Source organism: Inquilinus sp. CAU 1745 (genome assembly GCF_039839375.1).
Classification (GTDB): domain Bacteria; phylum Pseudomonadota; class Alphaproteobacteria; order DSM-16000; family Inquilinaceae; genus JBDOQU01.
The window spans coordinates 12,392-39,006 of sequence record NZ_JBDOQU010000003.1 but is presented as its reverse complement, the minus strand read 5'-3'; the positions used below and the strand labels follow the sequence as shown (position 1 = coordinate 39,006).

30 protein-coding genes and 2 pseudogenes are annotated in these 26,615 nt (G+C 67.4%); 20 read left to right on the top strand and 12 right to left on the bottom strand.

The features are described from left to right. The first annotated feature begins 90 nt into the window (after window positions 1–90). Entirely contained in the window at window positions 91–840 is a 750-nt protein-coding gene (gene rph / locus AAFN89_RS04695; protein WP_347536442.1) for a ribonuclease PH, read from the top strand. 4 nt (window positions 841–844) lie between these two features. Here the strand turns inward: rph and AAFN89_RS04690 are convergent, their stop codons facing one another. Beyond that, the gene (locus tag AAFN89_RS04690) at window positions 845–1,708 is read right to left on the bottom strand and encodes an NAD(P)-dependent oxidoreductase (RefSeq protein ID WP_347536440.1); all 864 of its coding nucleotides are present in this window, start codon (window positions 1,706–1,708) and stop codon (window positions 845–847) included. A gap of 122 nt (window positions 1,709–1,830) precedes the next feature. On the opposite strand from AAFN89_RS04690, the gene rdgB reads away from it, so the two are divergent. Then, a complete protein-coding gene (gene rdgB / locus AAFN89_RS04685; protein WP_347536438.1) occupies window positions 1,831–2,457 on the top strand; it encodes an RdgB/HAM1 family non-canonical purine NTP pyrophosphatase in 627 nt (208 codons plus the stop codon). Next, the gene (hemW, locus tag AAFN89_RS04680; RefSeq protein ID WP_347536436.1) at window positions 2,454–3,587 is read left to right on the top strand and encodes a radical SAM family heme chaperone HemW; all 1,134 of its coding nucleotides are present in this window, start codon (window positions 2,454–2,456) and stop codon (window positions 3,585–3,587) included. The genes rdgB and hemW overlap by 4 nt, the downstream gene beginning before the upstream one ends. 14 nt (window positions 3,588–3,601) lie before the next feature. On the opposite strand, the gene AAFN89_RS04675 is transcribed toward hemW, so the two are convergent. Beyond that, window positions 3,602–4,846, bottom strand: a complete 1,245-nt coding sequence (locus AAFN89_RS04675; protein ID WP_347536435.1) for a penicillin-binding protein activator — start codon at window positions 4,844–4,846, stop codon at window positions 3,602–3,604. Between AAFN89_RS04675 and rsmI the strand changes: the two genes are divergently transcribed. The 6 genes and pseudogenes from rsmI to AAFN89_RS04645 form a co-directional block, all read left to right on the top strand. Beyond that, entirely contained in the window at window positions 4,840–5,796 is a 957-nt protein-coding gene (gene rsmI, locus AAFN89_RS04670; RefSeq protein WP_347536433.1) for a 16S rRNA (cytidine(1402)-2'-O)-methyltransferase, read from the top strand. The two genes, AAFN89_RS04675 and rsmI, sit on opposite strands and share 7 nt — an antisense overlap. Next, entirely contained in the window at window positions 5,789–6,187 is a 399-nt protein-coding gene (locus AAFN89_RS04665) for a YraN family protein (RefSeq protein ID WP_347536431.1), read from the top strand. Before rsmI ends, AAFN89_RS04665 begins: the two co-directional genes overlap by 8 nt. Window positions 6,188–6,189: 2 nt before the next feature. Beyond that, on the top strand, window positions 6,190–6,834 hold the full coding sequence (locus AAFN89_RS04660) for a BON domain-containing protein (protein ID WP_347536429.1): 645 nt from the start codon (window positions 6,190–6,192) through the stop codon (window positions 6,832–6,834). Beyond that, the gene (locus AAFN89_RS04655; RefSeq protein WP_347536427.1) at window positions 6,831–7,673 is read left to right on the top strand and encodes a transglutaminase-like domain-containing protein; all 843 of its coding nucleotides are present in this window, start codon (window positions 6,831–6,833) and stop codon (window positions 7,671–7,673) included. The genes AAFN89_RS04660 and AAFN89_RS04655 overlap by 4 nt, the downstream gene beginning before the upstream one ends. A gap of 49 nt (window positions 7,674–7,722) precedes the next feature. Next, window positions 7,723–8,664, top strand: coding sequence for a glutathione synthase (gshB, locus tag AAFN89_RS04650; protein WP_347536425.1), 942 nt, complete (start codon window positions 7,723–7,725; stop codon window positions 8,662–8,664). Between the two features lie 80 nt (window positions 8,665–8,744). Then, window positions 8,745–9,350: pseudogene (locus tag AAFN89_RS04645) on the top strand (magnesium chelatase domain-containing protein); the annotation flags it as partial. A 73-nt stretch (window positions 9,351–9,423) separates the two neighbouring features. On the opposite strand, the gene AAFN89_RS04640 reads toward AAFN89_RS04645, so the two are convergent. After that, entirely contained in the window at window positions 9,424–9,870 is a 447-nt protein-coding gene (locus AAFN89_RS04640) for a hypothetical protein (protein ID WP_347536424.1), read from the bottom strand. Between the two features lie 360 nt (window positions 9,871–10,230). On the opposite strand from AAFN89_RS04640, the gene AAFN89_RS04635 reads away from it, so the two are divergent. Further along, on the top strand, window positions 10,231–10,617 hold the full coding sequence (locus AAFN89_RS04635; RefSeq protein WP_347536423.1) for a hypothetical protein: 387 nt from the start codon (window positions 10,231–10,233) through the stop codon (window positions 10,615–10,617). Further along, entirely contained in the window at window positions 10,614–11,792 is a 1,179-nt protein-coding gene (locus AAFN89_RS04630; RefSeq protein ID WP_347536421.1) for an IS1595 family transposase, read from the top strand. The genes AAFN89_RS04635 and AAFN89_RS04630 overlap by 4 nt, the downstream gene beginning before the upstream one ends. Window positions 11,793–11,807: 15 nt before the next feature. Here AAFN89_RS04630 and AAFN89_RS04625 read toward each other — a convergent pair whose 3' ends face one another. After that, window positions 11,808–12,254, bottom strand: coding sequence for a hypothetical protein (locus AAFN89_RS04625; protein ID WP_347536419.1), 447 nt, complete (start codon window positions 12,252–12,254; stop codon window positions 11,808–11,810). A gap of 117 nt (window positions 12,255–12,371) precedes the next feature. Here AAFN89_RS04625 and AAFN89_RS04620 point away from each other — a divergent pair. From AAFN89_RS04620 to ugpQ, 5 genes and pseudogenes are all read left to right on the top strand, one after another. Beyond that, window positions 12,372–13,310, top strand: a pseudogene (locus AAFN89_RS04620) (YifB family Mg chelatase-like AAA ATPase); the annotation flags it as partial. A gap of 52 nt (window positions 13,311–13,362) precedes the next feature. Continuing rightward, the gene (locus AAFN89_RS04615) at window positions 13,363–14,103 is read left to right on the top strand and encodes a class I SAM-dependent methyltransferase (RefSeq protein WP_347536417.1); all 741 of its coding nucleotides are present in this window, start codon (window positions 13,363–13,365) and stop codon (window positions 14,101–14,103) included. A 442-nt stretch (window positions 14,104–14,545) separates the two neighbouring features. Next, on the top strand, window positions 14,546–14,758 hold the full coding sequence (locus AAFN89_RS04610) for a hypothetical protein (RefSeq protein WP_347536415.1): 213 nt from the start codon (window positions 14,546–14,548) through the stop codon (window positions 14,756–14,758). Further along, window positions 14,727–15,191 (top strand): MarR family transcriptional regulator, encoded by a 465-nt coding sequence (locus AAFN89_RS04605; RefSeq protein WP_347536413.1) that lies wholly within the window; start codon window positions 14,727–14,729, stop codon window positions 15,189–15,191. Before AAFN89_RS04610 ends, AAFN89_RS04605 begins: the two co-directional genes overlap by 32 nt. A 77-nt stretch (window positions 15,192–15,268) precedes the next feature. Next, window positions 15,269–16,003: a glycerophosphodiester phosphodiesterase gene (gene ugpQ, locus AAFN89_RS04600; protein ID WP_347536411.1), complete on the top strand. Its 735-nt coding sequence runs from the start codon at window positions 15,269–15,271 to the stop codon at window positions 16,001–16,003. On the opposite strand, the gene AAFN89_RS04595 is transcribed toward ugpQ, so the two are convergent. Together AAFN89_RS04595 and AAFN89_RS04590 are read right to left on the bottom strand one after the other, a co-directional pair. Then, window positions 16,000–16,584, bottom strand: coding sequence for a uracil-DNA glycosylase family protein (locus AAFN89_RS04595; RefSeq protein WP_347536409.1), 585 nt, complete (start codon window positions 16,582–16,584; stop codon window positions 16,000–16,002). The genes ugpQ and AAFN89_RS04595 overlap by 4 nt on opposite strands. After that, entirely contained in the window at window positions 16,581–17,315 is a 735-nt protein-coding gene (locus AAFN89_RS04590) for an NAD-dependent deacylase (protein WP_347536406.1), read from the bottom strand. The genes AAFN89_RS04595 and AAFN89_RS04590 overlap by 4 nt, the downstream gene beginning before the upstream one ends. Before the next feature lie 38 nt (window positions 17,316–17,353). On the opposite strand from AAFN89_RS04590, the gene AAFN89_RS04585 reads away from it, so the two are divergent. From AAFN89_RS04585 to AAFN89_RS04575, 3 genes are read left to right on the top strand one after another with little or no spacing between them, the layout of a single operon-like run. After that, window positions 17,354–17,860, top strand: a complete 507-nt coding sequence (locus AAFN89_RS04585; RefSeq protein WP_347536404.1) for a DUF6314 family protein — start codon at window positions 17,354–17,356, stop codon at window positions 17,858–17,860. Next, window positions 17,857–18,342 carry a low molecular weight protein-tyrosine-phosphatase gene (locus tag AAFN89_RS04580; protein WP_347536402.1) on the top strand — a complete coding sequence of 162 codons (486 nt, stop codon included), beginning with the start codon at window positions 17,857–17,859 and terminating at the stop codon, window positions 18,340–18,342. Before AAFN89_RS04585 ends, AAFN89_RS04580 begins: the two co-directional genes overlap by 4 nt. Beyond that, window positions 18,339–19,187 (top strand): fructosamine kinase family protein, encoded by an 849-nt coding sequence (locus tag AAFN89_RS04575; RefSeq protein ID WP_347536400.1) that lies wholly within the window; start codon window positions 18,339–18,341, stop codon window positions 19,185–19,187. Before AAFN89_RS04580 ends, AAFN89_RS04575 begins: the two co-directional genes overlap by 4 nt. A 16-nt stretch (window positions 19,188–19,203) precedes the next feature. Here AAFN89_RS04575 and AAFN89_RS04570 read toward each other — a convergent pair whose 3' ends face one another. Together AAFN89_RS04570 and AAFN89_RS04565 are read right to left on the bottom strand one after the other, a co-directional pair. Beyond that, entirely contained in the window at window positions 19,204–19,566 is a 363-nt protein-coding gene (locus tag AAFN89_RS04570; protein WP_347536398.1) for an MmcQ/YjbR family DNA-binding protein, read from the bottom strand. Window positions 19,567–19,606: 40 nt separating this feature from the next. Continuing rightward, on the bottom strand, window positions 19,607–21,685 hold the full coding sequence (locus tag AAFN89_RS04565) for a PBP1A family penicillin-binding protein (RefSeq protein ID WP_347536396.1): 2,079 nt from the start codon (window positions 21,683–21,685) through the stop codon (window positions 19,607–19,609). A 278-nt stretch (window positions 21,686–21,963) separates the two neighbouring features. Between AAFN89_RS04565 and AAFN89_RS04560 the strand changes: the two genes are divergently transcribed. Then, window positions 21,964–22,614, top strand: a complete 651-nt coding sequence (locus AAFN89_RS04560) for a CDP-alcohol phosphatidyltransferase family protein (RefSeq protein ID WP_347536394.1) — start codon at window positions 21,964–21,966, stop codon at window positions 22,612–22,614. Window positions 22,615–22,629: 15 nt separating this feature from the next. Here AAFN89_RS04560 and AAFN89_RS04555 read toward each other — a convergent pair whose 3' ends face one another. The 4 genes from AAFN89_RS04555 to AAFN89_RS04540 form a co-directional block, all read right to left on the bottom strand. Then, complete coding sequence (locus AAFN89_RS04555) at window positions 22,630–23,655, bottom strand: alpha/beta hydrolase (protein ID WP_347536392.1); 1,026 nt, start codon at window positions 23,653–23,655, stop codon at window positions 22,630–22,632. A 96-nt stretch (window positions 23,656–23,751) separates the two neighbouring features. After that, on the bottom strand, window positions 23,752–24,756 hold the full coding sequence (locus AAFN89_RS04550; RefSeq protein ID WP_347536390.1) for a membrane dipeptidase: 1,005 nt from the start codon (window positions 24,754–24,756) through the stop codon (window positions 23,752–23,754). Window positions 24,757–25,049: 293 nt separating this feature from the next. Next, window positions 25,050–25,604, bottom strand: coding sequence for a polymer-forming cytoskeletal protein (locus AAFN89_RS04545; protein ID WP_347536388.1), 555 nt, complete (start codon window positions 25,602–25,604; stop codon window positions 25,050–25,052). Window positions 25,605–25,838: 234 nt separating this feature from the next. Beyond that, window positions 25,839–26,516 (bottom strand): EI24 domain-containing protein, encoded by a 678-nt coding sequence (locus tag AAFN89_RS04540; protein ID WP_347536387.1) that lies wholly within the window; start codon window positions 26,514–26,516, stop codon window positions 25,839–25,841. Between the last annotated feature and the right edge of the window lie 99 nt (window positions 26,517–26,615).

Here is a 26,615-nt window from a genome sequence, read left to right as displayed (position 1 = left end):
ACCGGTTCCCATCTCCCGTGCGAGGTGGACGACACCGCCTTCAGAGGATAGCTTGCGCGCCATTCCGGGAGCAAAGGAAAGCACCATCCGATGACCGCCGCGCCGTCCGCGACCGCAAGCCGATCCCACCGCCCGTCGGGCCGCGCCGCCGATGCGCTGCGCGCCATCCGGCTGGAGGTTGACGTCAACAAATACGCCGAAGGCTCCTGCCTCGCCAAATTCGGCGACACCCATGTGCTGTGCACCGCCAGCGTCGAGGATCGCGTGCCGGGCTGGCTGAAGGGCAGCGGCAAGGGATGGGTGACGGCGGAATACGGCATGCTGCCCCGCGCCACCGACAAGAGGACCGACCGGGAAGCCGCGCGCGGCAAGCAGTCCGGCCGGACACAGGAGATCCAGCGCCTGATCGGCCGGTCCCTACGCGCCGTGACCAACCTGAAGGCGCTGGGCGAAATCCAGATCAAGGTCGATTGCGACGTGATCCAGGCCGATGGCGGCACCCGCACGGCCGCGATCACCGGCGGCTACGTCGCTCTGCACATGGCCATCCGCCACCTGATGGCGATCAAGGCCGTAAGGATCAACCCGCTCACCGACCATGTCGCCGCCATCTCCTGCGGCCTCTATAAGGGCCAGGCGGTCCTGGATCTGGACTATGCGGAGGATTCCACCGCCGACGCCGACGCCAATTTCGTGCTGACTGGCAAGGGCGGAATCGTCGAGATCCAGGGCACGGCGGAAACCGACCCGTTCAGCGAGGAGCAGTTCCTGGCCCTGATGGCGCTGGCCAAGCAGGGCATCGCCGAACTGGTGGAGGCCCAGAAAGCCGCGCTGGGGTGAAGCCTCATCCCTTCAGCACCTGAATCAGGCTGGACGTGTCCCAGCGGTTGCCGCCATGGGCCTGGACGGCGGCGTAGAACTGGTCGACCAGCGCCGTCACCGGCACACGCGCGCCGTTGCGGCGGGCTTCGTCGAAGACGATCGAGAGATCCTTGCGCATCCAGTCGACGGCGAAGCCGAAATCGAACTCGCCCTTCAGCATGGTCCGGCCTCGATTCTCCATCTGCCAGCTCTGCGCCGCGCCCTTGGAGATGACATCGAGCACCAGATCGCCGTCGAGCCCCGCCTTCTGGGCGAAGTTCATGCCTTCCGACAGGCCCTGCACCAGCCCGGCGATGCAGATCTGGTTGACCATCTTGGTAAGCTGCCCGGCCCCGGCCGGGCCCATCAGCGTCGTGGCCTTCGCGAAACAGTCGATAACCGGCTTCGCGTGGTCGAAATCCTTCTTCTCGCCGCCGACCATCACCGTCAATTGGCCGTTGACCGCGCCCGCCTGACCGCCGGAGACGGGCCCGTCGAGAAAGGCGAAACCCTTCTCCCGCGCCGCCGTGTCCAGCTCCCGCGCCAGCCCGGCCGACGCGGTTGTGTGGTCGACGAACAGCGCGCCCTTTTCCATGCCGGCGAACGCGCCCGCATCGCCATAGACCACGCCGCGGACATCGTCATCATTGCCGACGCAGGCGAAGACGATCTCCGCCCCCTTTGCGGCTTCGGCCGGCGTGGCGGCCGACCCGCCCTTGTTCTCCTTCGTCCAGGCCTGGGCCTTGGCGACGGTGCGGTTATAGACCGTCACCTCGTGCCCGGCCTTCACCAGATGCCCCGCCATCGGCGCACCCATCACCCCCATGCCCAGGAATGCCACTTTCATCGATCTTCTCCCCATTCTTCCGTGATATCCGGTCCGGCGCGATGATCGGCGCGCGGTTCCAGCATGGCAAGCCCGCGGCCGCCGAACTTGGAGATTTTCACAAGCAAGCTTATCTAAGCGCCATGCACGATACGGCCCCCACCACCCCCCGCCGCTTCGATGGCGACACGCTCGTCATCGCCAGCCACAACAAGGGCAAGATCCGGGAGATATCCCAACTCCTCGGCCCCTATGTCGGCGCCTTCCCGTCGGCCGGAGAGTTCGGGCTGGATGATCCGGAAGAGACGGGGACGACCTTCATCGCCAATGCCGAGTTGAAGGCCCGCTATGTCGCGGAGCGCACCAGCCGGCCGGCGCTGGCCGACGATAGCGGCCTTGCCGTGCCGGCGCTGGACGGCGCGCCCGGCATCTATTCCGCCCGCTGGGCGGAATTGCCGGACGGCAGGCGGGATTTCGACTACGGGATGCGGCGGCTGAACGAGGCGCTGGGCGACCGCGACCCCGCCGCCTATTTCGTCTGCGCCCTGGCGCTGGCCTGGCCCGACGGGCATTGCGAGACGGTTGAAGGCCGCGCCCACGGGCGGCTGGTCTGGCCGCCGCGCGGCGACAGGGGCTTCGGCTACGATCCGATGTTCATGCCGGAAGGTCACGAGCTGACCTATGGAGAGATCGACCCTGCGGTCAAGCATGCCGGCAGCCACCGCGCCGACGCCTTCCGGCAACTCGTGGCGCGTTGTTTCGCGGGATGAGCGACCCCGGCTTCGCGATCTACGTCCATTGGCCGTTCTGCCGGGCGAAATGCCCCTATTGCGACTTCAACTCCCATGTCCGGGAAACGGTCGATCAGGAGAAGTGGCGGGCGGCGCTTGTGCGCGAACTGGATCATTTCCATTCCGAAACATCCGGCCGCACGGTCACCTCGATCTTCTTCGGCGGCGGCACGCCGTCGCTGATGCCGCCTGAGACCGTCGCCGCGTTCGTGGACCATGTCTCTGCGCGCTGGCGGACGGCCGAGGGGCTGGAGATCACGCTGGAAGCCAATCCCACCTCCGTCGAGGCCGACAAGTTCGCCGGCTTCCGCACGGCCGGGGTCAACCGGGTGTCTCTGGGCGTCCAGGCGCTGGACGATACCGATCTGCGCTTCCTGGGACGGGAGCACAGCGCGGCGGAAGCGCTGGCGGCCGTGGCCGTCGCCGCCCGGCATTTCGATCGTTTCTCTTTCGATATGATCTACGCCCGGCCCGGCATGACCGTGCCAGCTTGGGAGACGGAACTGCGTCGGGCGCTCGACCATGCGGTCGGGCACCTGTCGCTCTACCAATTGACCATCGAGGAAGGGACGAAGTTTCACACCCTCTACGGAAGGGGCGCATTCACCCTGCCGGACGAGGAGACGCAGGCGGCGCTCTACGAGGCGACGCAGGCGGTACTGGAGGATGCGGGGCTGCCTGCCTATGAGATATCCAACCATGCCAGGCCGGGCGAGGAATCCCGGCACAATCTGACCTACTGGCGCTATGGCGACTATGTCGGCGTCGGCCCTGGCGCGCATGGTCGGCTGACGCTTAACGGCCGGAAGTTCGGGACCCGCACCCATCGCGCGCCGGAGATCTGGCTGGAGCGGGTGGAGCGCGACGGCCACGCCGAACATCCGCGCGAGTCCATTCCCGACGAGTTGCGGGACGCCGAGCGGCTGATGATGGGGCTGCGCCTGACCGAGGGCGTCGCCCTGGACCGGCCAGCCGCCGAGTTGGTCGATCCGGCGGGCCTGGAGCGGATGGTCGGGGGCGGCTTCGTCACCGTCGAGGGCGACAGGCTTCGCGCCACCCCCGCCGGCCGGCAGCGGCTGAACGGGGTCCTGGCGGCGCTGGTGAGATGATCAGGGTGCGATGATCAGAAGGCTGGGCCGGCGAAGCTCTGCGCGCCCGGCTCCAGCACCACCGGCCCCGACGGCGTGACCTCCAGAATGGCGAGGCCGCGCTGGGCCAGATTGTCCGGACCGAAACGGAAGATGCCGTCGATGCCGACATAGCCGGCCGGGTCCTGAAGCGTCGCGGTGTCGAATTTCGGCTGGCCGCGCGGCGCGCTCCGAGTCAGTTCCGCTGCCAGCGCCACCGCGTCATAGGCCAGCGTTGCCAGCCGTTCCGGCGGTTCGCCGAACGCCGCCTGATAGCGCTGCTCGAAACCCGCGCGGAGGTCGGGCTGGGGAGAGGCGAACCACGCGCCGTTGAGCGCCGGTTCCCGCCCGATGCCCGGAATGTCCCAGAGCCCGGTGCCGAGAAGCTGGGCGTCGATCTCGTAATAGTCCAGCAGCGGCGCGATGCCGCGCAGCGGCAGCCCCGTGACCGGCAGCATCAGCGCGTCGATCGGCCCGCCCTGCGACACGCGGCGGACGGCGTCGGAATAGTCGGTGTTCGACGGGTCGAAATATTCCACCCGCGCCGTCGCGCCCCGTTGCGCGGCGGAGTCCTGAAGCGCGTTCGCCACCGCCTGACCATAGGCCCCGCTGGGCACCAGGGCGGCGAACCGGGTCATGCCCTGACCGATCGCGTATTCCACTACCCGGTCGACCTGGTCGGCCGGCAGGAAGCCGAACAGGAAGACGTTCCCGCCGGCGACGCTGCGGTCGGTGGAGAAGGAGATGACGTTGACGTTAGCGGGCTGTGCCACCGTCCGGACGGCCGGAACATGGTCGCCGAACAGCGGCCCGATGACGAGATCGGCCCCTTCCCCAATGGCGGCGCGGGCAGCGGCGGCCGCGCCCTGCGGCGTCTCCGTCGTGTCGCGGGGCATCAACTCCAGCGTGTCGACGCCGGAATCGAACAGCGCCATCTGGGCGGCGTTCAGCATCGACTGGCCGACCGCCTCGCCCCGGCCGGAAAGCGGCAGCAGGAGGGCGACCTGGGTCCGTTCCTCCAGGATCGGACGGCCGAAGCGATCGACCCCGCCCGTGCCGAACGGTTCCAGCGGCGTGGAAGTCTGGGGCTGGACGGCTTGCGCCGGCCGCGACGGCTCCGCTACGGTCGTCGTCCCGCAGGCGGCGAGCAGCGCCAGGCACGCGGCCAGGGCGACCCCGCGCCCTCTCGTCCGGAAAGTCGATGTCGAAACAGAAGTCAAAACCGACGAAAGACGTGTCACGGACCACTCCACCGCTTGACGAGGATCGCCGTCCGGCGGGCGCGGCCCCGCGGAACGGCATCGAAGCCGACACTAGCCGGGGGGTCCCGGCAAGTAAACCGATGCCGCCCGGCCTCTATCTGACCGCCGTGCCCATCGGCAATGTCCGCGATATCACGCTGCGCGCGCTGGACGCCCTGCGCGACGCCGACGCCATCGCCTGCGAGGATACGCGGACCACCGCGAAGCTGCTGTCGCTCCACGGGATCGCCGCCGGCAGCGGGCGGCTGATCGCCTATCACGACCACAACGCCGAGCGCGTGAGGCCGTTCCTTCTCGACCGGATCGAGGGCGGCGACGCCGTCATTCTCGTCTCCGACGCGGGAACGCCGCTGGTTTCCGATCCGGGCTTCAAGCTGGTGCGCGACGCCCACACCCGCGGATTGCCGGTGACGGCGCTGCCCGGCGCATCCGCGCCGACGACGGGGTTGCAGCTTTCCGGCCTGCCGACGGACCGTTTCCTCTTCGCCGGCTTCCCGCCCTCCAAGAGCGCCGCCCGGCGGAGCTTCCTCGGCGAACTGACCTCGATCCCCGCGACCCTGGTCTTCTTCGAAAGCGCCCGCCGGCTGGCGGAGTCGCTGGCCGACATGGCGGAAATGCTGGGCGACCGGGAGGCCGCCGTGACGCGGGAACTGACGAAGCTGCATGAGGAGGTGCGGCGGGACCGCCTGTCCGCGCTGGCCGTCCATTACGCCGATGCCGGGCCGCCGAAGGGGGAGATCGTGCTGGTCGTCGGCCCGCCGGTGGCGGAGGCCGTGGCGGCCGACGATCTGGATTCGATGCTGGCGGAGGCGCTGGCCGGCGCCAGCGTGCGGGACGCCGCGGCGGCGGTGGCGGCGCGGACGGGGAAGCCGAAGCGCGATGTCTATCAGCGCGCGCTCGCGCTCTCGAAAGCGGCCGCAGATGACTGACAGGCGGCGCGCCTGGCGCTTCGGCTGGCGGGCGGAGACGGTCTGCATCCTGCTGCTGCGGCTGAAAGGGTACGGCATCCTCGCCCGGCGGTTCCGCTCCCCGGCCGGGGAGATCGACATCGTCGCCCGGCGCGGCCGGACGCTGGTCTTCATCGAGGTGAAGGCGAGGGCTTCCCATGGGGCCGCCCTCTATGCCATCACGGGCCGGCAACGGACGCGTCTGGCGCGCGCCGCCATGGCGTGGATCGGAGCCCATCCGGCCCAATTCGCGCCGCAATCCGGCGGCAGCGTCCGCTTCGACGTGATGGCGGTGGCGCCGCGTCGATGGCCGATGCATATGGTGAACGCATGGCAGGCAGACGCCGCCGATCTTCAGAGGGTGGGATGGTGACGATGAACCGACGGGCAGGGCGTTTCGGGAAGGGCGGCGTTGGAGCGGGCGCGGCGCTGGCGACGATCCTCCTGACCACAGCTTGCGATCCGGTCACCCTCGGCGTCGCCGGGACGGCGGCCGCCGGCGGGACGGCGGCGGCGCAGGAACGCAGCGTGTCGGACGCGATCAGCGACCAGGCGATCCGCATCTCGATCAACGATCTCTGGCTGCGCGAAGATCTGGAGATGTACAACCGCCTCTCCCTCACCGTCACCGAGGGGCGGGTGCTGGTGACCGGCCAGGTGCCGACGCCGGAGGAGCGGGTGACAGCCATCCGGCTGGTCTGGCAGGTCGACGGCGTCAAGGAAGTCATCAACGAGATCCAGGTCGCGGACTCCGGAGGGTTGTCCGGTTATGCGCGCGACGCCTGGATCTCCACCCAGCTTCGCTCCCGGCTCGCCTTCGACGGCTCGGTCAGCGCGCTCAACTACAGCATCGATACGGTCGGGGGGACGATCTACATCATGGGCATCGCCCAGAACCAGGCAGAGCTGGACCGCGTCATCGCCCATGCGCGGAACATCCCCTACGTCCAGCGGGTCGTGCCCTATGTCCGCATGGCGGGCGAGCCCGTCTCCGACCCGGCGGCAAACCAGGCCTCGTGAACGCGCTGCCGGCATCCGACGAGATCCGCGCTGCCCTCTCCCGGGTGGGGGAGACGCCGGACGAGGCGCTGAACCTCGCCGACGCGGCGCTGACGCTGGCCGCGCTCGACCGGCCGCGCGTTCCGCTCGACCGCTATCGCGACCATCTGGCGGTGCTGGCCGGGGAGGTGCGCGAAGCCGCCGGCGCCGCGCCTTCGGGCGCGGAAGGCGCGGCCGAGGCGCTGCGGTCAGTCCTCGCCCGGACCCACGGCTATGAGGGCGATCAGGCGACCTATGACGACCCGCAGAACGGCAATCTGATGCGGGTCATCGACCGCAAGCGCGGGCTGCCGATCGCGCTCGGCATCCTCTATATCCACGCCGCCCGCGCCCAGGGCTGGTCGATCGTGGGGCTGAACTTCCCCGGCCATTTCCTCGTCCGGCTGGAGCGGGACGGCAGCCGCGCCATCCTGGACCCCTTCCATGGCGGCCGGACGCGCGGCACGGCGGAGCTGCGCGACCTTCTGAAGACGATGGCGGGCATAGAGGCGGAGCTGACGCCCCGCGACTACGCGCCCCTGACCGACCGGGGCATCCTGATCCGCCTCCAGAACAATCTGAAGGTCCGGTTCCTGAAGGCGGAAGAGTACGGCCGCGCGCTGGACATCATCGACGCGATGTTGCTGATCGCACCGGGCGAGCCCATCCTGTGGCGCGAGGCCGGCCTGCTGCAGGCCCGGTTGGGCAACCTCTCGGCGGCCATAAGGTCGCTGGAATCCTTTACGCAACTCAGCACCGACGATGTGGCGCAGCACCATGTGGCCGTTCTGCTTCAGGAGCTGAAATCCCGCCTCAACTGACCGCTCCATTTTCTTTTCGCATCGTCCCGTTCCGAAAGATCTCAGCACGATGAGCCTCGCCGTCGCCATACAGATGGACCCGATCGAAAGCGTCGACATCGACGCCGACAGCACCTTCGCCATGGCGCTGGAGGCGCAGGATCGGGGCTATGCGCTCTACCACTACCTGCCCCGCCACCTGTCCTTCCGCGAAGGCGAGGTCTATGCCGAGGCGAGGCCGCTGGAGGTGCGCGCGGCCAGGGGCGATCATTTCACGCTGGGCGCGCCGGAGAAGCTGGACCTGACCCAGGTCGACATCGTGCTGATGCGCCAGGATCCGCCCTTCGACATGGCCTATATCACCGCCACCCATCTGCTGGAGCAGGTGCATCCAAGGACGCTGGTGGTGAACGATCCGGCCCATGTGCGCAACGCGCCGGAGAAGCTGTTCGTCAACCATTTTCCGGACCTGATGCCGCCGACGCTGATCGCCTCCCATCTGGAGGAGATCAAGGCCTTCCGCCGGGAATACCGGGACATCATCGTCAAGCCGCTGTTCGGCAATGGCGGGGCCGGGGTCTTCCATTTGAAGCCCGATGACGAGAATCTGGGCGCGCTCCTGGAGACCTTCACCCTGCTCTACCGGGAGCCGGTGATCGTCCAGAAATACCTGCCGGAGATCCGCCAGGGCGACAAGCGCATCATCCTGGTGGACGGGGAGCCGGTCGGGGCCGTCAGCCGCCTGCCCGCGGAAGGCGAGGCGCGAGCCAACTTCCATGCCGGCGGCCAGGCCGGCAAGACCACGCTGACCGCCCGCGAGCGCGACATCTGCGCCGCCATCGGCCCGGCCCTGAGGGAGCGCGGGCTGATCTTCGTCGGCATCGACGTGATCGGCGACTGGCTGACGGAGATCAACGTCACCTCCCCCACCGGCATCCACGAGATCAACCGGCTGGACGGCGTGAAGATCCAGGCGACGCTGTGGGATGCAATCGAAGCCCGGCGCGGGTGATTTGACCTAAATCCCGTGCTTGCCTCGCGAATCCGCGCCCCCTAATCTCGCCGAAAAGGCGAACCGAGGGTGGGGGCAGGGTGGTCGCGCGGGTCAATACGGTTTCGTTCCAGGGCATCGACGTCCTGCCCATCGACGTGCAGGTGCAGACGACAGGCGGGCTGCCGGGCTTCACCGTCGTCGGGCTACCGGACAAGGCGGTGGGCGAGAGCCGGGAGCGCGTGCGCTCGGCGCTCCACGCGCTGGGGATCGCCCTGCCGCCCAAGCGCATCACCGTCAACCTGGCCCCCGCCGACGTGCAGAAGGAAGGCAGCCATTACGACCTGCCGATCGCGCTGGGCCTTCTGGCGGAGCTGAACGTGCTGCCGGCCGGCGAGGTCGCGGGCTATGCCGCGCTGGGCGAGCTGGCGCTGGATGGGGCGATTACGGCGGTGGCGGGCGTGCTGCCGGCCGCGGTCAACGCCGCGGCACGGGATCTGGGGCTCATATGTCCCGCCGCCTGCGGCAGCGAAGCTGCCTGGGCGGCGAACGAGGGCGGGCGGATCGAGGTGCTGGCCCCGTCGACCCTGCTGGCGCTGATCAACCATTTCAAGGGCACGCAGACGCTGTCCCAGCCTTCCCCGCGCATCGCGGAGACGGGTGCGGCGGCGCTGGATCTGCGCGACATCAAGGGGCAGGAGACGGCGGAATTATGGCGCAGATGACCCCGGAATCTCAATTGATTTCTGACAAAACAGCAGTTTAGCAGCTATCGCAACGTCACCATTCCAGCGTCACTTCCCGGCGCAACCTCCAGCGACCGCGGTCCGGGTGTTCGACCTGGCCAGCATTCACGAGCCTGCTGAGGGTTGAGCGCACCGTGCCATAGGCGACCCAGGGAATAAGAATGGTCACCTGCCGCTCCAATTCCTTTGTCGTCTCTCCGTCCGGACCGGCCTGCCCGAGCAACTGGATGAGCAGCTCCCTGATGATCGGTTGCCGGTCCTCCTCAGCAGCGGCGGCCCCGGACGCATTCCCTTGCCCAGAGGCTGCCGTCTCCTCGAGTTTGAGTAGCTCGACCTCGAGTGCTTCCGCCTGCTGCCGGATGGAGGACAGCCGAATCTCGCAGTGCTTAGCCAGGCAGCCAAAGGAAATCTCGAGGGCGCGGATCTCCTTGAGGATGTCGATGAGCGGCGCCTTGAGGCGGTGATTCCCGTGCGCGTCCATGTTGGTGCCCCATCTACCCAGGGATTTGTATGGCCGAATGCGGCAAGAAACGCAAAATAATCCATAGCGTTGCGTCAAGGAAACGCAAGTCAAAAGATGACCGGATTTCCCTTCGGCAAATTAATGCTGGATTCCCACTGCGTATTGCCACATGCTGCTTGGCCGCACGGAAGACCATGTGATGGGTAGAGCATGACACATTCGCGATAATACGAAGAGAGCGGTCGCTGCAACGACCGCTCTCTTACAATTGTCTGGAGGGTTGCCAGTATCCAGCCACAACAATCAGGTTGGATACTGGCAGTCTACTCCGATGAAGTCAAGCCCGCCGATCCCGGACGGGCAACGGAGGAGAGTGCCATGAAGACGGAGAAGGAGGTCCGCGACCTGTGCTCGGTCATCGACCTCCGCCTTGAGTACGCTCGGGGCTGGAAGGACGGCCTGACGTGGACCCTGGGTGACCAGCCGGACGGCGAGGAGCCGGACACCGCCGCAGTCTCGGACAGTCGGATCAAGGCATCCGAGTACCGCCAGCGGACGGCTACCCAACGGCCGATCATCGAGATCCTCAAGGCGGCCGGGCGTCCGCTTTCCGTCACCGAGATTATGCGCCATGCCCGCTCCCAGGGGCACGACCTCCTCCGGCCGTCGGTCCAGCGCGCGCTCTCCGCCGCCAAAGCTCTCGGTCTGGTTCGTACCGCCGGACGTGGACGGTATTACATCCCCCGGGAGGAGGCGCCAGAATGAGCGGCGGAATCCCGCTTCCTCCAGAGCGCTTCGCGCCGTCGATCGCGAACGAGATGGTCCATTGCTCCTCCGGGGCAATTGCCGGACGTGAACAAAAAGAGTACAAGGGCCGTCGGCATTCCAAGCGGAGGACGGCGGCCATGCAGCACTTTCTCCTCTCATCGGCGGCGGTCAGTCTCAGCATCGACGACGTCGCCTCGATGTCCGACGCCGCGGTCAGGCGTCTCGTCCGACAGATGCGATGGCCGGACACCAACGGCAAGCCGATCTGCCCGAGATGCGACCACGACCGGATCTACGAAATGGCCTCGGGCAGGCTCAAATGTGCGGCCTGCCGCAGGCTGTTCAGCGAGACGTCCGGCACCATCCTGCACAATCGCAAACTTCCGCTGCGCACCATCCTGATGGCGATTTTCCTGTGGACCAACGGCGCCAAGGGTGTCGCGGCCCTGCACATGCGCAGAGATCTCTCCATCAGCTACAAGTCGGCCTTCGTCCTGCTCCACAAGCTCCGCGAGGCCATCGGGGACGCCAGGGACGACCTCAAGGTCGGCGGCGTCGTCGAGATCGATGCGGCCTACGTGGGCGGACACATCCGGCCGCCCAATATCGGCCGCGAGGGCAGGCGACCGGCGGTCAGGAGTCGCAAACAGTGCGTTCTGACCATGGTCGAGCGGGGCGGCAGTACGATCAACCTGATTGTCGATGGCGAGACGACTGAAGCGGTCATGGCGGCCGTCGGGAGGCACGTCCAGCCCGGCAGCACGATCGTCGCCGACGAACACGCGGCCTACAACGCCCTCCACGCCAGGTACACCGTCCATCGGATCAACCATCGCTGGGAGTACGCCCGCGGCGACGTGAACACCAACGCCGCGGAGTCCACCCATAGCCGTTTGCGGCGATCCGAGAATGGCATCCACCACCGGATCTGCGGACCATATCTGGGGAACTACGCTCACGAGATGGCGTACCGGGGAGATCGCAGGCGCTGCCCCAACGGCGACGTGTTCCGGGAACTCGGCGAGATGGCGCTGATGCATCCGGTGTCGCGGGTCTGGACTGGCCGCTGGCAGGCGCGACCCGATGGCAAGCAGGGAGACCGGAAGGTCGACATACGACCGTTGATCTGGACCCCGCTTGAGCCTTTCGAGCCATGGCGCTGGGCGGCCTAGCAAGCCATCACCGTCTCAGGAAGAGATCGCCTCCCAGAGTACCGCTCTATTGGCGCCCTGAACGCGTCCGGTCTTGCGGACGACACCTTGGCGAAACTTGGTGTTCAAGACAGCGTTGACCTTGCGGTTGAGTGTCTCGAACTGCCTGGGCGAGACACGGGGGGAACCGCGCCCCTCGAGCATACGCCTGGCGATGTCCGTGGTGGACATCGGCTTTGGCGCTTCCCGGAGGATGTCCAGTGCCAGAAGCGGGGTCTCACCGGGCCGAAAAACCTCGTCCGGGGTCGTTCGTCTTGGCGGCTTGAGAGCGGAGAAATCAAAGGTTGGGTCGATTAGACGGATAGATGCATCGAGGTGCTCAAGGGCTTTCTCGCAGCGGCTGATCTCTTCCCGCATAAAAGACATCTCGCGCAGAATATTCTGACGGCGATCGACCAAGGCAGCGATGACAACACGGGACATCTGTGCAGCGGCGTCTGGTAGGATGGAAGGGGTCGTCGTTACGTTCCGACCCCTTCCATCCTACCAGACGTTCTCGAGATGCTAATCCGCCGTCTGGGATCATCTGCGCCATAATTCCGGGAGACGGCGAAGCGCGCGCTGGAGATCGCCGCCGCCGGATCGCACAATCTGCTGATGGTAGGTCCACCAGGATCGGGGAAATCGATGCTGGCGGCCCGGCTGCCGGGGCTGCTGCCGCCGCTGGAGGCCGGGCAGGCGCTGGAAGTCTCCATGATCCACAGCGTCGCGGGGCTGCTGGAGGACGGCAAGCTGCTGCGCCAGCGGCCCTTCCGCGACCCGCACCATTCGGCTTCGTTGCCCGCGCTGGTCGGCGGCGGGCAGAGGGCGCGTCCGGGGGAGGTGTCGCTGGCCCATCGCGGCGTCCTGTTCCTGGACGAGCTGCCGGAATTCCAGCGCCAGACGCTGGAGGCGCTGCGCCAACCCCTTGAGACCGGCCGCGCCGCCGTGGCGCGGGCCGCCGCCCATGTCACCTATCCGGCCCGGGTGCAGCTTGTGGCGGCCATGAATCCGTGCCGCTGCGGCCATCTGGACGATGCCGCCATCGCCTGCGCCCGCGCGCCGCGCTGCGCGCAGGATTATCAGGCGAAGATCTCCGGCCCGCTGTTCGACCGGATCGACCTGCATGTCGACGTGCCCGCCGTGAGCCCGGCCGACCTCTCCCTGCCCCCGCCGGCGGAGGGCAGCGCGGAGGTCGCCGGGCGGGTGGCGGCCGCCCGCGCCGTCCAGGCCGACCGCTACCGCGCCGAGCCCGCCGACCGCCGGCCGGCGACCAATGCGGAGGCGGATGGCGAGCTTCTGGAGCGGGTCGCCGCGCCCGACGAGCCGGGCAGGGCGCTGCTGACCCAGGCGGCGGAGCGGATGAAGCTGTCGGCGCGGGGCTATCACCGCGTGCTGCGCGTCGCCCGGACGCTGGCGGACCTGGAGGGCGACTCGGTCGTCCGCCGTATTCATGTCGCGGAGGCGCTGACCTATCGTCGGCTGGCGCCGGGGCGATAGCCCCTATAGCTTCCGGGAAGACGAAGAAGGTCGCACCGGAGGGCGGGTTCCTTTGAGCGAATGGTATCGGGATTTCTTTCAGGGGGAGACGCTGGCCGTCTGGCGGCAGGCCATGACGCCGCGCGTCACGGCGGCGGAGGCGAGGGCGATCGCCGGATGGCTGCGGCCGCCCAAGGGCGGACGGCTGCTGGACGCGCCCTGCGGCAATGGAAGGCTGGCGGTGGCGCTGGCAAAGCGCGGCTATGCACTGACAGGCATCGACCTTGCCGCCGACTTCATCGCTGAGGCGCGGCAGGCTTCCGCGAAGGCCGGCGTGGAGATCGACTGGCGGCAGGACGACATGCGGGAAATCCCCGCCGAACCGCCCTTCGACGGCGCGTTCTGCTTCGGCAACAGCTTCGGCTACCTGACGCAGGCCGGCACCGCGCAATTCGCCGCCGCGCTGGCGGCGGCGCTGAAGCCGGGGGCACGGTTCGTGCTGGACACCGCCATGTCGGCGGAAAGCGTCCTGCCCAACCTGGAGCAGCGGCTGTGGCATCCGGTCGGCGACCGGCTGATGCTGGTCGAGCACGACTATGTCGCGGCGGAAAGCCGGTTGGACACGACCTACACCTTCATCCATGAGGGCCGCGCCGAAACCCGATACGCCGAGCATTTCATCCACACCGTCGCGGAGATAAGGCGCTTCTTCGAATCCGCCGGCTTCGACACGGTCGCCCTCCACGGCACGCTGGAAGGCGACCCCTTCGCCGTCGGTGGCCATCAGCTCTACGCGCTGTTCGAGAGGCGGTGAGGCGCAATTGTCGTCATGCTGGACTTCGATCCAGCATCCATACGGTGTCGATAGAGGCACCGCTGGGCTTCATCCCGCCGGTGAAGCGGTCATGGTCCATGGATTCCGGCTCGGGGGCCGGAATGACCAACAAGAAAGCCTCATGGTGAGCCCGTCGAACCATGTCGGCCCAATCCTGCGAGGAGGGACGATCAGGCCGGCCGTCACGGATTTTTCGGTTGACTTAAATTATCCGATATCGGAAGCCTTCTGATGTCGAAGGGAAGCGCGAGCCGCTTCCCGTTTCCGCGCCCTTTAGCGGCGTAACCCCGGATGAGGAGAGGCGAGATGACCTCCACTACCCAGCGCTCGAGCGCCGTCCGCGAGAAGGGCTTCGGCCCGGCCATCGCACACCTTGCCTCTCACCCAATCAAGAAACGATCCCATTTATCCGGGGGAAGACATGAACTGGTTCATCAAGATCGTCGGCGGCCGGCAGCTTTACGTTGAGTATGCGACATGGGCGCGACCGGACCGACGCTTCCTCCTGGCTGTCGATGGGCGGGAGATCATCCTGTGGATAGGACGGCTGAACGTGATCTACACGCCCGCCGCCTGGGCGCCGCGACTTCGGAGCATGGCCGATGACCGGAGCGGACGCGCCTACGGCCGCTGAGAACGTCGGCCGCCTGGACAACGAGGAGCGGATCGACAGGCTGATCGATGTGCTGGAGGAGCTGCGGACGCTGGATCCCGACATGCCGATCCAGTACGCCCTCTCCTTCCTGACGCTTTCCCGGCATGAAGGGCTGTCGATTCGAGATCTGGCGGAGCGTCTGGGCATCGCCCAGAGCTCCGCCTCCCGCAACGTCGCGGCCCTGTCGGAATGGCATTCCTTCCGCAAGCCGGGGCACGATCTGGTCCAGGCGAAGGAAGACCCGCGGGAACGGCGGCGGAAGATCGTCACCCTGACCGACCGGGGGCGCGACCTGCTGGCCCGCCTGGACGGGCTGATGCGGGGAGAGCCGCCGCGCGGCGCGATGACCGTCACCCGGCTGGCGAAAGAGGCCAGCCCCTCCGCCCGCAAGCCGGCCAAGCAGGAAAGCTGAAACTTTAGTTCCCCTTGCCGGGCGCTCCGGCGTCGCCTACCAAGGCCGGTGTTCTTCCAACGCCACTGGCCACCCACATGACGCTCACACTCCCCAAGATCATCGGACATCGCGGCGCCATGGCGCGCGCGCCGGAGAACACGTTGGCCGGTTTCCGGAAAGCGCGGGAACTGGGCGCGACGATGATCGAATTCGACGCGAAGCTGAGCCGCGACGGCGTGCCCGTGCTGATCCATGACGAGACGGTGGACCGCACGACGGACGGATCGGGCGCGGTCCGCGACATGGATGTCGATGAGCTCCGCGCCCTCGACGCCGGCGGCTGGTTCGGACCGGAGTTCGCGGGAGAGAGGATTCCGACGCTGGAGGAAGGGCTTCGGCTGGCGCTCGAAATCGGCCTCGCCGTCAATATCGAGATCAAGCCCTGCCCCGGCCGCGAGATCGAGACGGCGCGAATCGTGCTGGAAACAGCGCGCGCCCTCTGGCCGGCCGACAAACCCGCGCCGCTGATCTCCTCCTTCGCGCTGGCGAGCCTGGAGCAATCGACCCTGAGCGCGCCCGACTGGCCGCGCGGCTATCTGATCTGGGACAGGCCGGACGATTGGCGGGAGAATGTGCGGCGGTTGACGCCCGCGACGCTGAATGTCGGGCATGAGCGGGAGACGCCGGAATCCCTGGCCGACTATATCGACACCGGCCTTCCCGTCCTGGCCTACACGGTCAACGATCCGGCCCGGGCGCGGGTGCTGCTGGATCTCGGCGTCTCCAGCATCATCACCGACGTGCCGGACCTTATCCTGCCGATAATCTAGAGCAGCCGGGCCACCCGGTCGCGGAGATAGGGCAACACATCTTCGGCGAACCAGGGATTCTTCTTCAGCCACGCCGTGTTCCGCCAGCTTGGATGGGGCAGCGGCAGGAAGGCGGGCGCGTAGCGACGCCAGGAGGCGACCGTGGCGGTCATCGTCCGCTCCCGCTCGCTGCCCAAATAGCGCGCCTGGGCATAGCTACCGATCAGCAGTGTCAGTTCGACCGACGGCATCAGCGGCAGAAGGCGCGGATGCCAGAGCGGCGCGCATTCGGGGCGTGGCGGCCGGTCGCCGCCATTACGGTCGACGCCCGGATAGCACAGCCCCATCGGCACGATGGCGATGCGCGATTCGTCATAGAAGGCGTCCCGGCCGACGCCCAGCCAGTCCCGCAGCCGGTCGCCGCTGCGGTCGTTCCAGGGAATGCCGGTTTCATGCACGCGTGTCCCCGGCGCCTGGCCGATGACCAACAGCCGCGCGCCCGCGCCGACGCGCAGCACCGGCCGGGGGCCTAACGGCAGGCTTTCCGCACAGACGCGGCAGGCGCGCGCCTCGGCGGCGATATCGTCCAGCGTCGGGTTCATCGGCGGGCCAGCAGTGCGTCGACGAAGGCCGGAACCAGCGCGGTCGCGGGGCCGGTGAAGGCATGGTCGAAAAGGGTCGCGCCGACCGACGGCTCCAGATTGAGCTCGACCGCCAATGCCCGGCCCGCGACCGAAGCCTCCTGGACAAAGCCGGCGGCCGGGTAGACGGTCCCGGACGTGCCGATCGAAAGGAACAGCCCGCATTCCCCCAGCGCCGGATAGATGCGGTCCAGATGCATCGGCATCTCCCCGAACCACACCACGTCCGGCCGCATCCCGCCCGTCTGGCCGCAGGCGGCGCAGCGATCCTCCGGCGACAGGTCGCCCTCGCACGGCGTCACGACCTCGCAGCGGCCGCACCGCGCCTTCAGGAGTTCTCCATGCATATGGACGGGGCGGGAGCCGGCGCGCCCGTGCAGATCGTCGATGTTCTGGGTCACCAGCATCGTTCCTCCCGGCCATTCCCGCTCCAGCCGCGCCAGGGCGCGGTGGGCGGCATTGGGCTGGATGACGGGATCGAGCAGGCCGCGGCGCCTCGCATTGTAGAAGGCGTGGACCAGCTTCGGGTCCCGGGCGAATCCTTCCGGCGTCGCCACCTCCTCCAGATCGTGCCGGGCCCAGATGCCGTCGGGATCGCGGAAGGTGTCGAGGCCGCTTTCCCTGGAGATGCCGGCCCCGGTGAGGATGACGATCGGATCATCCGGCCCAATGTCGAGAAATGAGAAATCCACGGGGAGATGCAAGAGCAAGCCGCTGCTATGGTCGGGGAATGCCGGACAGATTAGCGCAGACACCCACCCCCGCGCAGCCACGCTGCGTCGATTCGCACACCGATTTGGCCGCCTGGCTGGCCGGGCGCTGGACGATCGACCGGCTGTTCCGGGACCGCCGGCTGAGAATCGACGGCCGGTTCCTGGGGACCGGGCTATTCGTCCCGGACGGCGAAGGGCTGCGCTATGATGAGACCGGCACCCTCACCTTCGGCGACCATGTCGGCCCCGCCCACCAGACCCATCTCTACCGCTTCCCGGAGCCGGGATCGGCGCTGGTCTTCTTCGGCGACGGCCGGCCCTTCCACCGGCTGGAGCCGATCGGAAGCGTCGCCCGGCCACGGCATGATTGCGGCCCCGATCTCTATCGGGGCAGGGTGTCGATCCGGTCCCCGAACTGCTGGATCGTCCTCTGGCGCGTCCGGGGGCCCCGCAAGCATCTCCTCATCGCCAGCCGGCTCCGGCGGGCGACCGCGATCTCTCCCCCTGAAGAAGGCTCCCCATGATCCGCATCCTGTTCGTCTGCACCGGGAACATCTGCCGTTCACCCACCGCGGAAGGCGTGCTGAGGCGCAAGCTGGCGGAGGCCGGCCTTTCGGAGAAGGTCGAGACGCTGAGTGCCGGCACCCGTGGCTACCATGTCGGCGATCCGCCGGACCCTCGCGCCCAGAAGCACGCCCGGGCGCGGGGCTACGAACTTTCGGCGCTGCGGGCACGGCAGGTCGGGGCGAGCCATTTCGATGAATTCGACCTGATCCTCGCCATGGACCAGGAGCATGAACGGGATCTCACCCGTCTCGCGCCGCCGGAGGCGAAGGGCCGGGTGCGTCGGTTCCTCGAGTTCGCGCCGGAAAGCGGACTCCAGGACGTTCCCGACCCCTATTACGGCGAGGCGGCGGATTTCGAACTGGTGCTGGATTTGGTCGAAGCCGGGGCCGACGGCATCGTGGTGGCGATCACCCGTGGCGAAATCGTTTCACACCGATGACCGATCTCGCCGAGCGGGTGGAGGCCACGCTGGGTCGGCGGCCGGTGCGGCTGGTCCCGCTGCAGGGCGGATCGACGGTCCAGGTGATGCGGGCGGATTTCGCCGGCGGCGATTCCGTCCTGGTCAAGCACGGGGCCGGACATCTGGCGATCGAACGGGCGATGCTGGACGATCTGGCGCGCCTTTCTGACCTGCCGCTGCCGGCCGTGCTGCATGGCGAGGACGATCTGCTGCTTCTTGAGTTCCTGCCTCATGAGCCCGGCCCGCCAGGCGCTGAGGCCCAGCGCCATGCAGCCGACCTGATGGCCGCCTTCCATGCCGTCCCCCGCAACCGTTTCGGCTATCCCTACGACACCGTCATCGGGCAATTGCCGCAGCCCAACCCGCAATCGGATGAATGGGTCCCATTCTTCCGCGACCACCGGCTGCTGCACATGACGATCGAGGGCCACAGGGAAGGGACGGTCACGACGGCGCTGCGCCACCGTCTGGAGGCGCTGGCGGCGCGGATCGACCACTATATCGATGAGCCGCCGCACCCGTCCCTGCTGCATGGCGATCTGTGGACCGGCAACGTGCTGCATCGCGGCGGCCGGATCGTCGGGCTGATCGATCCGGCGATCCATCACGGCCATCCGGAGATGGATCTGGCCTATCCGACCCTGTTCGGCACCTTCGACGCTGCCTTCTACGACCGCTATCGGGAGCTTGCGCCGCTGGCGCCGGATTTCTTCGAGCTGCGCCGCGACCTCTACAACATCTATCCGCTGCTGGTACATGTCCGATATTGGGATGCGTCCTACGCCCGCCCCATCGAGGCGACGCTGTCGAGGCTGGGAGTGTAGGATCCAGCGGCTAAACTCACGCCATCGCCAGCCCGAGTTCCGACCGCCTCTTCTTCGAAAGCCCGCGGGAAACTATCACGTGCGACTGACGGATGTAGTCGCAGAGTTCAGCGTTCGACAGGCCGGGCGTCGCGTAGTGCTGGACCCACTTCATCCCCCGCGATGCAAGGTAGGGAGCCGGGCGCAATCCGGGCTGGGCGGTCAGCACCTCGTAGGAAATGTCGCTGACCTTGAAAGTGAAGCTGGCTTCCTGGTCCTGCCAGCCGCCGATCGCGAAAACCTTGCCTCCGACTTTCCAGACGTGGGAGCCACCCCACTGCATCACATAGGTGGTGGCCGGTAGCGCTCCGCAGACTGCGTTGAACTCGTCGTAGGTCATGAATTCGCCTCAACGCGGCTGGCTCGAACAATCTCCGGCGTCAGTTCCCCAGAAGGTCCCGCAACAGCGCAGCGAAGCCGCCTTCGTCGCGGCCGGAGGCGGGCTGGGTTGAAACCGGGATCGCAGCTGAGGCGGCCGACGCCATCGGGATGTCCGGCGGCTGGACGGGCGTCTCCAGCCCCGGTATCGGGCGCGGCGGCAGGCCCTCATGGGCCGCGACCATGAAATCATGCCAGATGCGCGCCGGCAGGCCGCCGCCGGTGACGCGGTTCATCGGCTGGCCGTCATCATTGCCGACCCAGACGCCGACCGTGTAGTCGGCCGTGTAGCCGAGGAACCAGGCGTCGCGGTAGTTCTGGGTCGTGCCCGTCTTGCCCGCCGCCGGACGGCCTATCTCGGCCGCCCGTCCGGTGCCGATGTCCAGCACCGCCGACATCATCCGGTTCAGTTCGGAGACATGCCAGGGGCGCACCGTCTCCCCCGGACCGTCGCCCTGCCGCTGATAGATCATTTCGCCGGAACGGTCGGTGATGGTTTCGATCGCATGGGGCCAGACAGCCTGCCCGCCGCGGGCAAGGCCAGCATAGGCGCCGGTCAGTTCCAGAAGGGTGACCTCGCTGGTGCCCAGCGCCAGCGACAGATCCTCGCCCAGCGGAGAGGAAATGCCGAGCCGTTTTGCCACGTCGATGACATTGCCGACGCCCGCCCTCTCCAGCACCCGGACGGCCGCCGTGTTGGCCGATCGGGCCAGCGCCTCGGTCGCGGTGATCGGGCCCAGATAGCCGCCGCCATAGTTCTCCGGCGAATAGCCACTGATGTCGATCGGCGCGTCGAGCACCGATTCGTAGGGCCGCAGCCCCTGTTCCAGCGCGGCGAGATAGACGAAGGGCTTGAAGGCGGAACCGGGCTGGCGGCGCGCCTGCACGGCGCGATTGAACTGGCTCTGGTCATAGGACCGTCCGCCGACCATGGCGACCACGGACCCGTCATGGGAGAGCGCGACCAGCGCCGCCTGACCGACCCGCCCCTCCTCGCCCGATCGGGCGAGATGCTCCGCCACCACGCGTTCGGCCAGCACCTGGAGTTCGCGGTCGAGCGTCGTCGCCACCCGCACGTCGCCGGCCGTCGACCCGACATAGTCGGGCACCGCGTCGGCGATCCAGTTGCCGAAATACCGGCCGCCCTGGCCCGCGCCGGGACGGCGGCGGGGCACCGGCGGGATGTCGTCCAGCCGCGCCAGATCCTCCCGCGTCACATAGCCGGCATCGACCATCGCGGTCAGGACAAGTTCGCTGCGCTGGCGCGCGAGCAGGGGAGAGGAAGCCGGGGAATAGCGCGACGGAGCCTTCAGGAGGCCGGCAAGGATCGCCCCCTGCCGCAGATTGACGGCCGAGGCAGGCACGCCGAAATAGGCCTTGGCCGCAGCGTCGAAGCCGTAGGTCCCCGCACCCAGATAGACCCGGTTCATATAGGCCGACAGGATCTCGTCCTTGGTGTAGTTCGCTTCCAGCCAGACGGCCAGCATCGCCTCCTGCACCTTGCGCCGGTAGGTGCGCTCCGGCGTCAGGAACAGGATCTTGGCGAGCTGCTGGGTGATCGTGGAGCCGCCCTGGACGACCCTGCCGGCGCGGAAATTGGCCACCGCCGCGCGGGCGAGGCCGAGCGGGTCCAGGCCGAAATGGCTGTAGAAGCGCCGGTCCTCGATCGCCAGCACCGCCTGCACCAGATGGTCCGGCATCTCATCCACGCGGACGGTGTCGCCGGTCAGGTCGCCATATCGGGCGATGGTCGATCCGTCCTGGGCCAGCACGGTGACGGCCGGCCGGCGTTCCGGCATGGCGACATCGTCGATGGGCGGCAGGTCATAGGCGAACCAGGCCAGCACCCCGAACATGAAGACGCCGCCCCAGACCGCCGCCAGCGCCGACCATTTGCCGACGGCCCGCCAGCCGAAGCGGCGTGGTCGTGACCGGGCTGGGGTGCGACGCCGCCCGCGACCGGAACCGCCACCCGCGCCGCCACGATTCGAACGGCGGGCGGGTTTGGCTTCCTTGGCGGCCTTCCTGGCCGGCCGGGCGGAAGGACGGGATCTGTTTCCGGCGCTCAGGCGTGACGTCATGACCTATCGTCATCCGCTACAATTCCAGCGGATTCAAGAACAAATCGGGCTTTTTGAAGATAACGCTGCGCATCGCCAAGAGGCGCTCGGAGTCGTTTTCATCGTGACAATCGCGCCGCGAAAGGCCTTACTCTACGGGTACGTTCTGCACGACCGGCGACCGGCTTCGGGAATTTGGACCCGGGAACATTGAGCCGGCCCGGCCGTTGACAGGCGGTAGGGGAAAGCGGCGCGACGCCTCTGTCCTTGAGCGCCGTCGTCGCGGGGGGTCGCTGATCATGGCCAATTGCATAACGCTCTTCCGGTTCGTCCTCCTGTTTCCGCTGATCTGGCTGGCCTATCGGGGCGCGCCGGGCTGGCAGCTTTTCAATGCGCCGCTACTGATCTTCATCATCGCGCTGGACGGGCTGGACGGCTATGTCGCCCGGAAGCGCGGCGAATCCTCCAATTTCGGCTCCGTCTTCGACATCGCCATCGACCGGGTGGTCGAGCTGGTGCTGTGGGTGGTGCTGGCCCATCTGGGGCTGGTGCCCATCTGGGTCGCCATCGTCTTCCTGGTGCGGGGAACGACGGTCGACGCGCTGCGCTTCGCGGCGGCCAGCGAGGGCCACCAGACGGCGTTCGGCATGATGCGCTCTCCCCTTGGCCGCTTCCTGGTCGCCGGCCGGTTCATGCGCGGCTTCTACGGCACGGTGAAGGCGATCGCGTTCGCCTGGCTGTTCTTCTTCCAGCCCTGGCCGGCGCTGTGGCCCGATCTCTGGGCCCAGATTTCCGGCATCGTCCAGCCGGTCGGCTACGGCCTTGTCCTGGTGTCGGTCGCGCTCTGCATCATCCGCGGCGTCCCGGCGATCTGGGAAAGCCTCACCGCCTTCGGCTTCGTCCTGGATTTCCGCCAGTGGCGGGAGACGACGCGCTCCGCATTCAAATAGCGTACTTTCCGCGCTCTACAGCCTATAGGTCCTGATCTCCGGCACGTACGCCCGGCCGGGAATGGCGTCCGACATCCCGCCCTTCAGGACGGCGGTGATGTCCTTGACCACAGTCGCGCTGTCGCGGTGGTAGTTGTGTTCCTTCCAGTCCCGCTTCGGCGCATCGGACGGCCGGTCATCGGGCGAGATTCGCTGGCAGTCGACCAGGCTGATCTTGAGCGGCAGCCCGTCCCGCAGGCGCGGCCCGTTCGATCCCAGCCGGTCCGGATTGGCCTTCGTCCCGTCGCTGACCCTGAGCGCCAGATCTCGGTTGTTGAAATAGACCGTGACCCGCTCCGCCATATCCGGCAGGCAGCGCAGCTTGTGGTCATGCTCGAACGTGTCGTGATCCTCATCGGCGGCGGTCAGGATCACCTGGTCGAACATCCGTGGCAGGGACGCCGCCTGTGACCTGAAGCCCTGGACGGCGTGCCGCAGCGCGTAGTTGCCCATCGAATGGGCCAGGAGATGCAGCCGCTGCTCGCACCAGCGCGCGCGGTCCCCTTCGGCCAGGAAGTCGCGATATTTGATGAGCGTCCGCGCCATGGCGAGGCTGGAGGATTTGGCGTCCGTCCGGTCGAGATAATAGTCCATGAACGGCACCATCCGGCCGTTCGATGGCCAGGAGAACATGAACATGTTGAAGGGATGCTTGTAGATCGCCTTCAGCCGGGCGGCGTGGTGGAGCGCCGACCGGAAGGAGTTGGCGTAGCCGTGCAGGAAGGCCAGCGTGTCGCGCGAATGGGCCAGCATCTTCGCCCGAATCTGGGTGAAGACGATATCGCTGCCCAGCACGCGGCTGGACTCGTCGCTGACATTGATCTTCTCAGCCGCGACGGTGATCGCGATGGCATCGAGATCGGGTCTCGCCGCCGACACCGGGACCTCGGCGAAGCCGAACCGGATCGCCGCCGGGCCGTCCTCGTTGAAGCCCTCCCCGAAATCGGGCTTTCCCTTCGTGCCGACGAGGTTCCGGTTGGTGGCAAAGAAGACCAGCACCATCGCCCCCTCCCACACCTTCGTTCCGAACGCGCAACCATCTAAGGCCCGCCGCAGGGGCGGGACAATTGCGCATAAGGGGGAGCTATCGGGACATTATTAGGCCGTGGGCCAGGTCTCCCTCGCGGCGCGCAGGAAGTTGCCGCCGAGGATGCCCTTCACCTCGGCCTCGCCGTGGCCGCCGGCCAAAAGCGCTTCCGTCAGCTCCGGAAGCTGTTCCGGCGCAGCGAAGGCCATCTGGTCGAAATCCGCGTAGCCGCTGCCGGCCGGCCACCAGAGCGATGGGTCGAATCCCGGCGGGTCGTCATCGACGCCGCGGATGAAGACGAAATCGAGGCCGATGCCGACATGGCCTGGGCCGATCAGCTCGCTGAGATAATCGACCTGCCGGACCATCGCCGCCGTTCCCGCCGCCGGATCGCCGAGGAAGAGGCCGACGCCGGTCACGCCCACCACCCCGCCGGTCGCGGCGCAGGCCTTCGCCTGCTCGTCCGATATGTTGCGGGGATGGTCGACCAGCGCCCTGGCGTTGGCATGGGAGAAGACGACCGGCCGGGTCGACATCTCCATCACCTCCAGGCTGGTCCGATGGCCGGTGTGGGAGCAATCCATGAGGATGCCGAGCGCGTTGATCTCCGCCACCACTTTCCGGCCGAAGGCGGTCAGCCCGATATCGGCGCCGTGGCAGCCGCCGCCGACCGCATTGTCGCGGTTATAGGCCAGATGCATCTGCCGGACGCCGAGATCGCGGTAGCGGCGGAGCATCCCGAGATCGCCATCCAGCATGTCCGACCCTTCCAGGTCGAACGCGATGGCGAGCTTCCCCTGCCGCTTGGCCTTCCCGACCTCCGCCGCCGTGCCGGCGAGGGCGAACCGGTCCGAATGACCTTCGATCTGAGGCCGGAAATCCTCCAGGACGGCCAGCACGTCGGCCGAAGGGTTGAAATCCATCCCGACATTGATCGAGACGAAATCCACCCCCGCCCGCCGATGCCGCTCCAGCGCCGGGACGATATCGATCCCCGGCTTCAGCGGCAGGCAGCTATGGGCGTCCCAGACGAGGGCGTCGGTGTGGAGAGCGGAGGGGGAGAGGGTATCCGGCATGGGCCGGAGGATCGGCTGGATCGCAACCCGCCGTCAATCACCCTCGATCGGCTGGCTGTCGAATCACCTGTGTCCGCATTCTTTTCTTCAAAAATCGTCATGCCGGACCCCGATCCGGCATCCATACGATGTCTATAGCCGCCAAGGCGGCGATCATTCTCGCGCCGGCGACGAAGCGGGAACGGCCCATGGATTCCGGGTCAAGCCCGGAATGACCAAAAAAAGGGGAAGGGTGAGCCTATCGAACCATGTGGGGCACACATCCTTCGACAGGCTCAAAATGAGAGGATCTCTTAGCCCGCCTCGCCGGCCGCCGCGGCTTCGCGGGGCTTTTCCGTCTCGCGCGAAGCGCTGGAGACGACCGACGGCTTCGCCGGAGCGGAAGCGCCGCCGATGGGATCGAGCTTGCCGATCAGCCTGCCGCCGGCCTCGACCTCCAGTTCGCCGTAGCGGATGGAGCCGGAGACGGTGCCGGTGCCGCGCAGGCGCAGACGGCCCGAGACGGTCAGTTCGCCTTCGAAATGACCAGCGATGTCGGCCTCATCGATCTCCGCGCTGCCCTTGAAGGTGCCGAATTCCGCGACCTCGATCGTCCGGCAATCGGAGATCTTGGCTTCGATCCTGCCTTCGACGACCAGATGGTCGCAGGCGCTGATCTCACCTCCCGAGAGGGAGATGTCGCGGCCGACGATCAGCTTGCGGCCATGTTCCGAGCCCGTGGAAGGAGCGGCGCCGCCGGAGACGGAGCCTTCGCCCTCGCCGAACCGGCGGCGGGGCGCGCCCGGGATATCGACGACGCGACGCGGGATGTCGGGCTTGAACGACGACGAGGAAGGCGTGGTGTTCATCTTGGATCCTTCGAACAAGGGAGCGGCGGGCCGAGCCGCGCCGCCGTCAGGGGCGGAATCCTGGGGTGAGGACGCGCCATCCTGGCTGTCTCGGCCCGTCTGTGGACCGGTCCCCGGTGGTGGGCTCTTTCGTCGAAACACCGGCTATAGACTCCCGAAGTTGATGTTGATCCCATATCTGGTCTGCGATTGCCGGGATCGTAACACAGAACCGGGAGATCACCAGCAAACGACTCAGCCGTGCTGTGAGAATTTTGAGACAAGACCTTGAAATATATGAACCATAAAAGCCGTACCAAGGATCGGAACGATCAGGTTCACGATCGGGATCGACAGCACCAGCGCGACCACCGCGCCGGCCATGAAGATGCGGCCGCCATGCCGCTTCCGGAAGGCCGCCGCCTCCGCCGCCGGCATCCGCCGCAAAGCCACCAGCTCGAAATACTCCCGGCCCAGCAGGTAGCCGTTCAGCACGTAGAAGACGATGAGATTGAGCACCGGGATCAGATAGACCAACGCCAGCGCCGCCAGGTTGGCGATCGCCAGGATGGCGAAGAAGCGCAGCGCCGCCAGCACCGTCTCCCCCATTCCCAGCGACCGCGCCGGCGGCAGTCCCGGATAGTGCCGTGCCTCCACAGCATCGGCCACGGCGTCCAGGAAGAACCCCGCCACCATGCCGACCACGGCGGGAAAGAGGAAATAGGCCCCGACCAGCGCCCCCAGCCCGCCCAGCACGTCGATCGTGGTGTCCAGCCAGACGAGGCCGGTGACCTGCACCGCCGCCAGCAGGGCGTAGAGGCCGGTCACCAGCAGGATGATGAGCAGCAGGCTGAGCGCGATCGACCGCCACAGCACCCGGCGCACGGGCGGGTCGGTCAACTGGCCGAGCGCGCGGAAGAAGGCGGCGATCATCCCTGGGGTCCCCGGTTCATGATTCCGGACGCGAAACAGGCGTCCCCGCCCCAGTTGGGCCGACCATGCCCCCGCTTCAAGCCGGCACGGGGGCGCGCG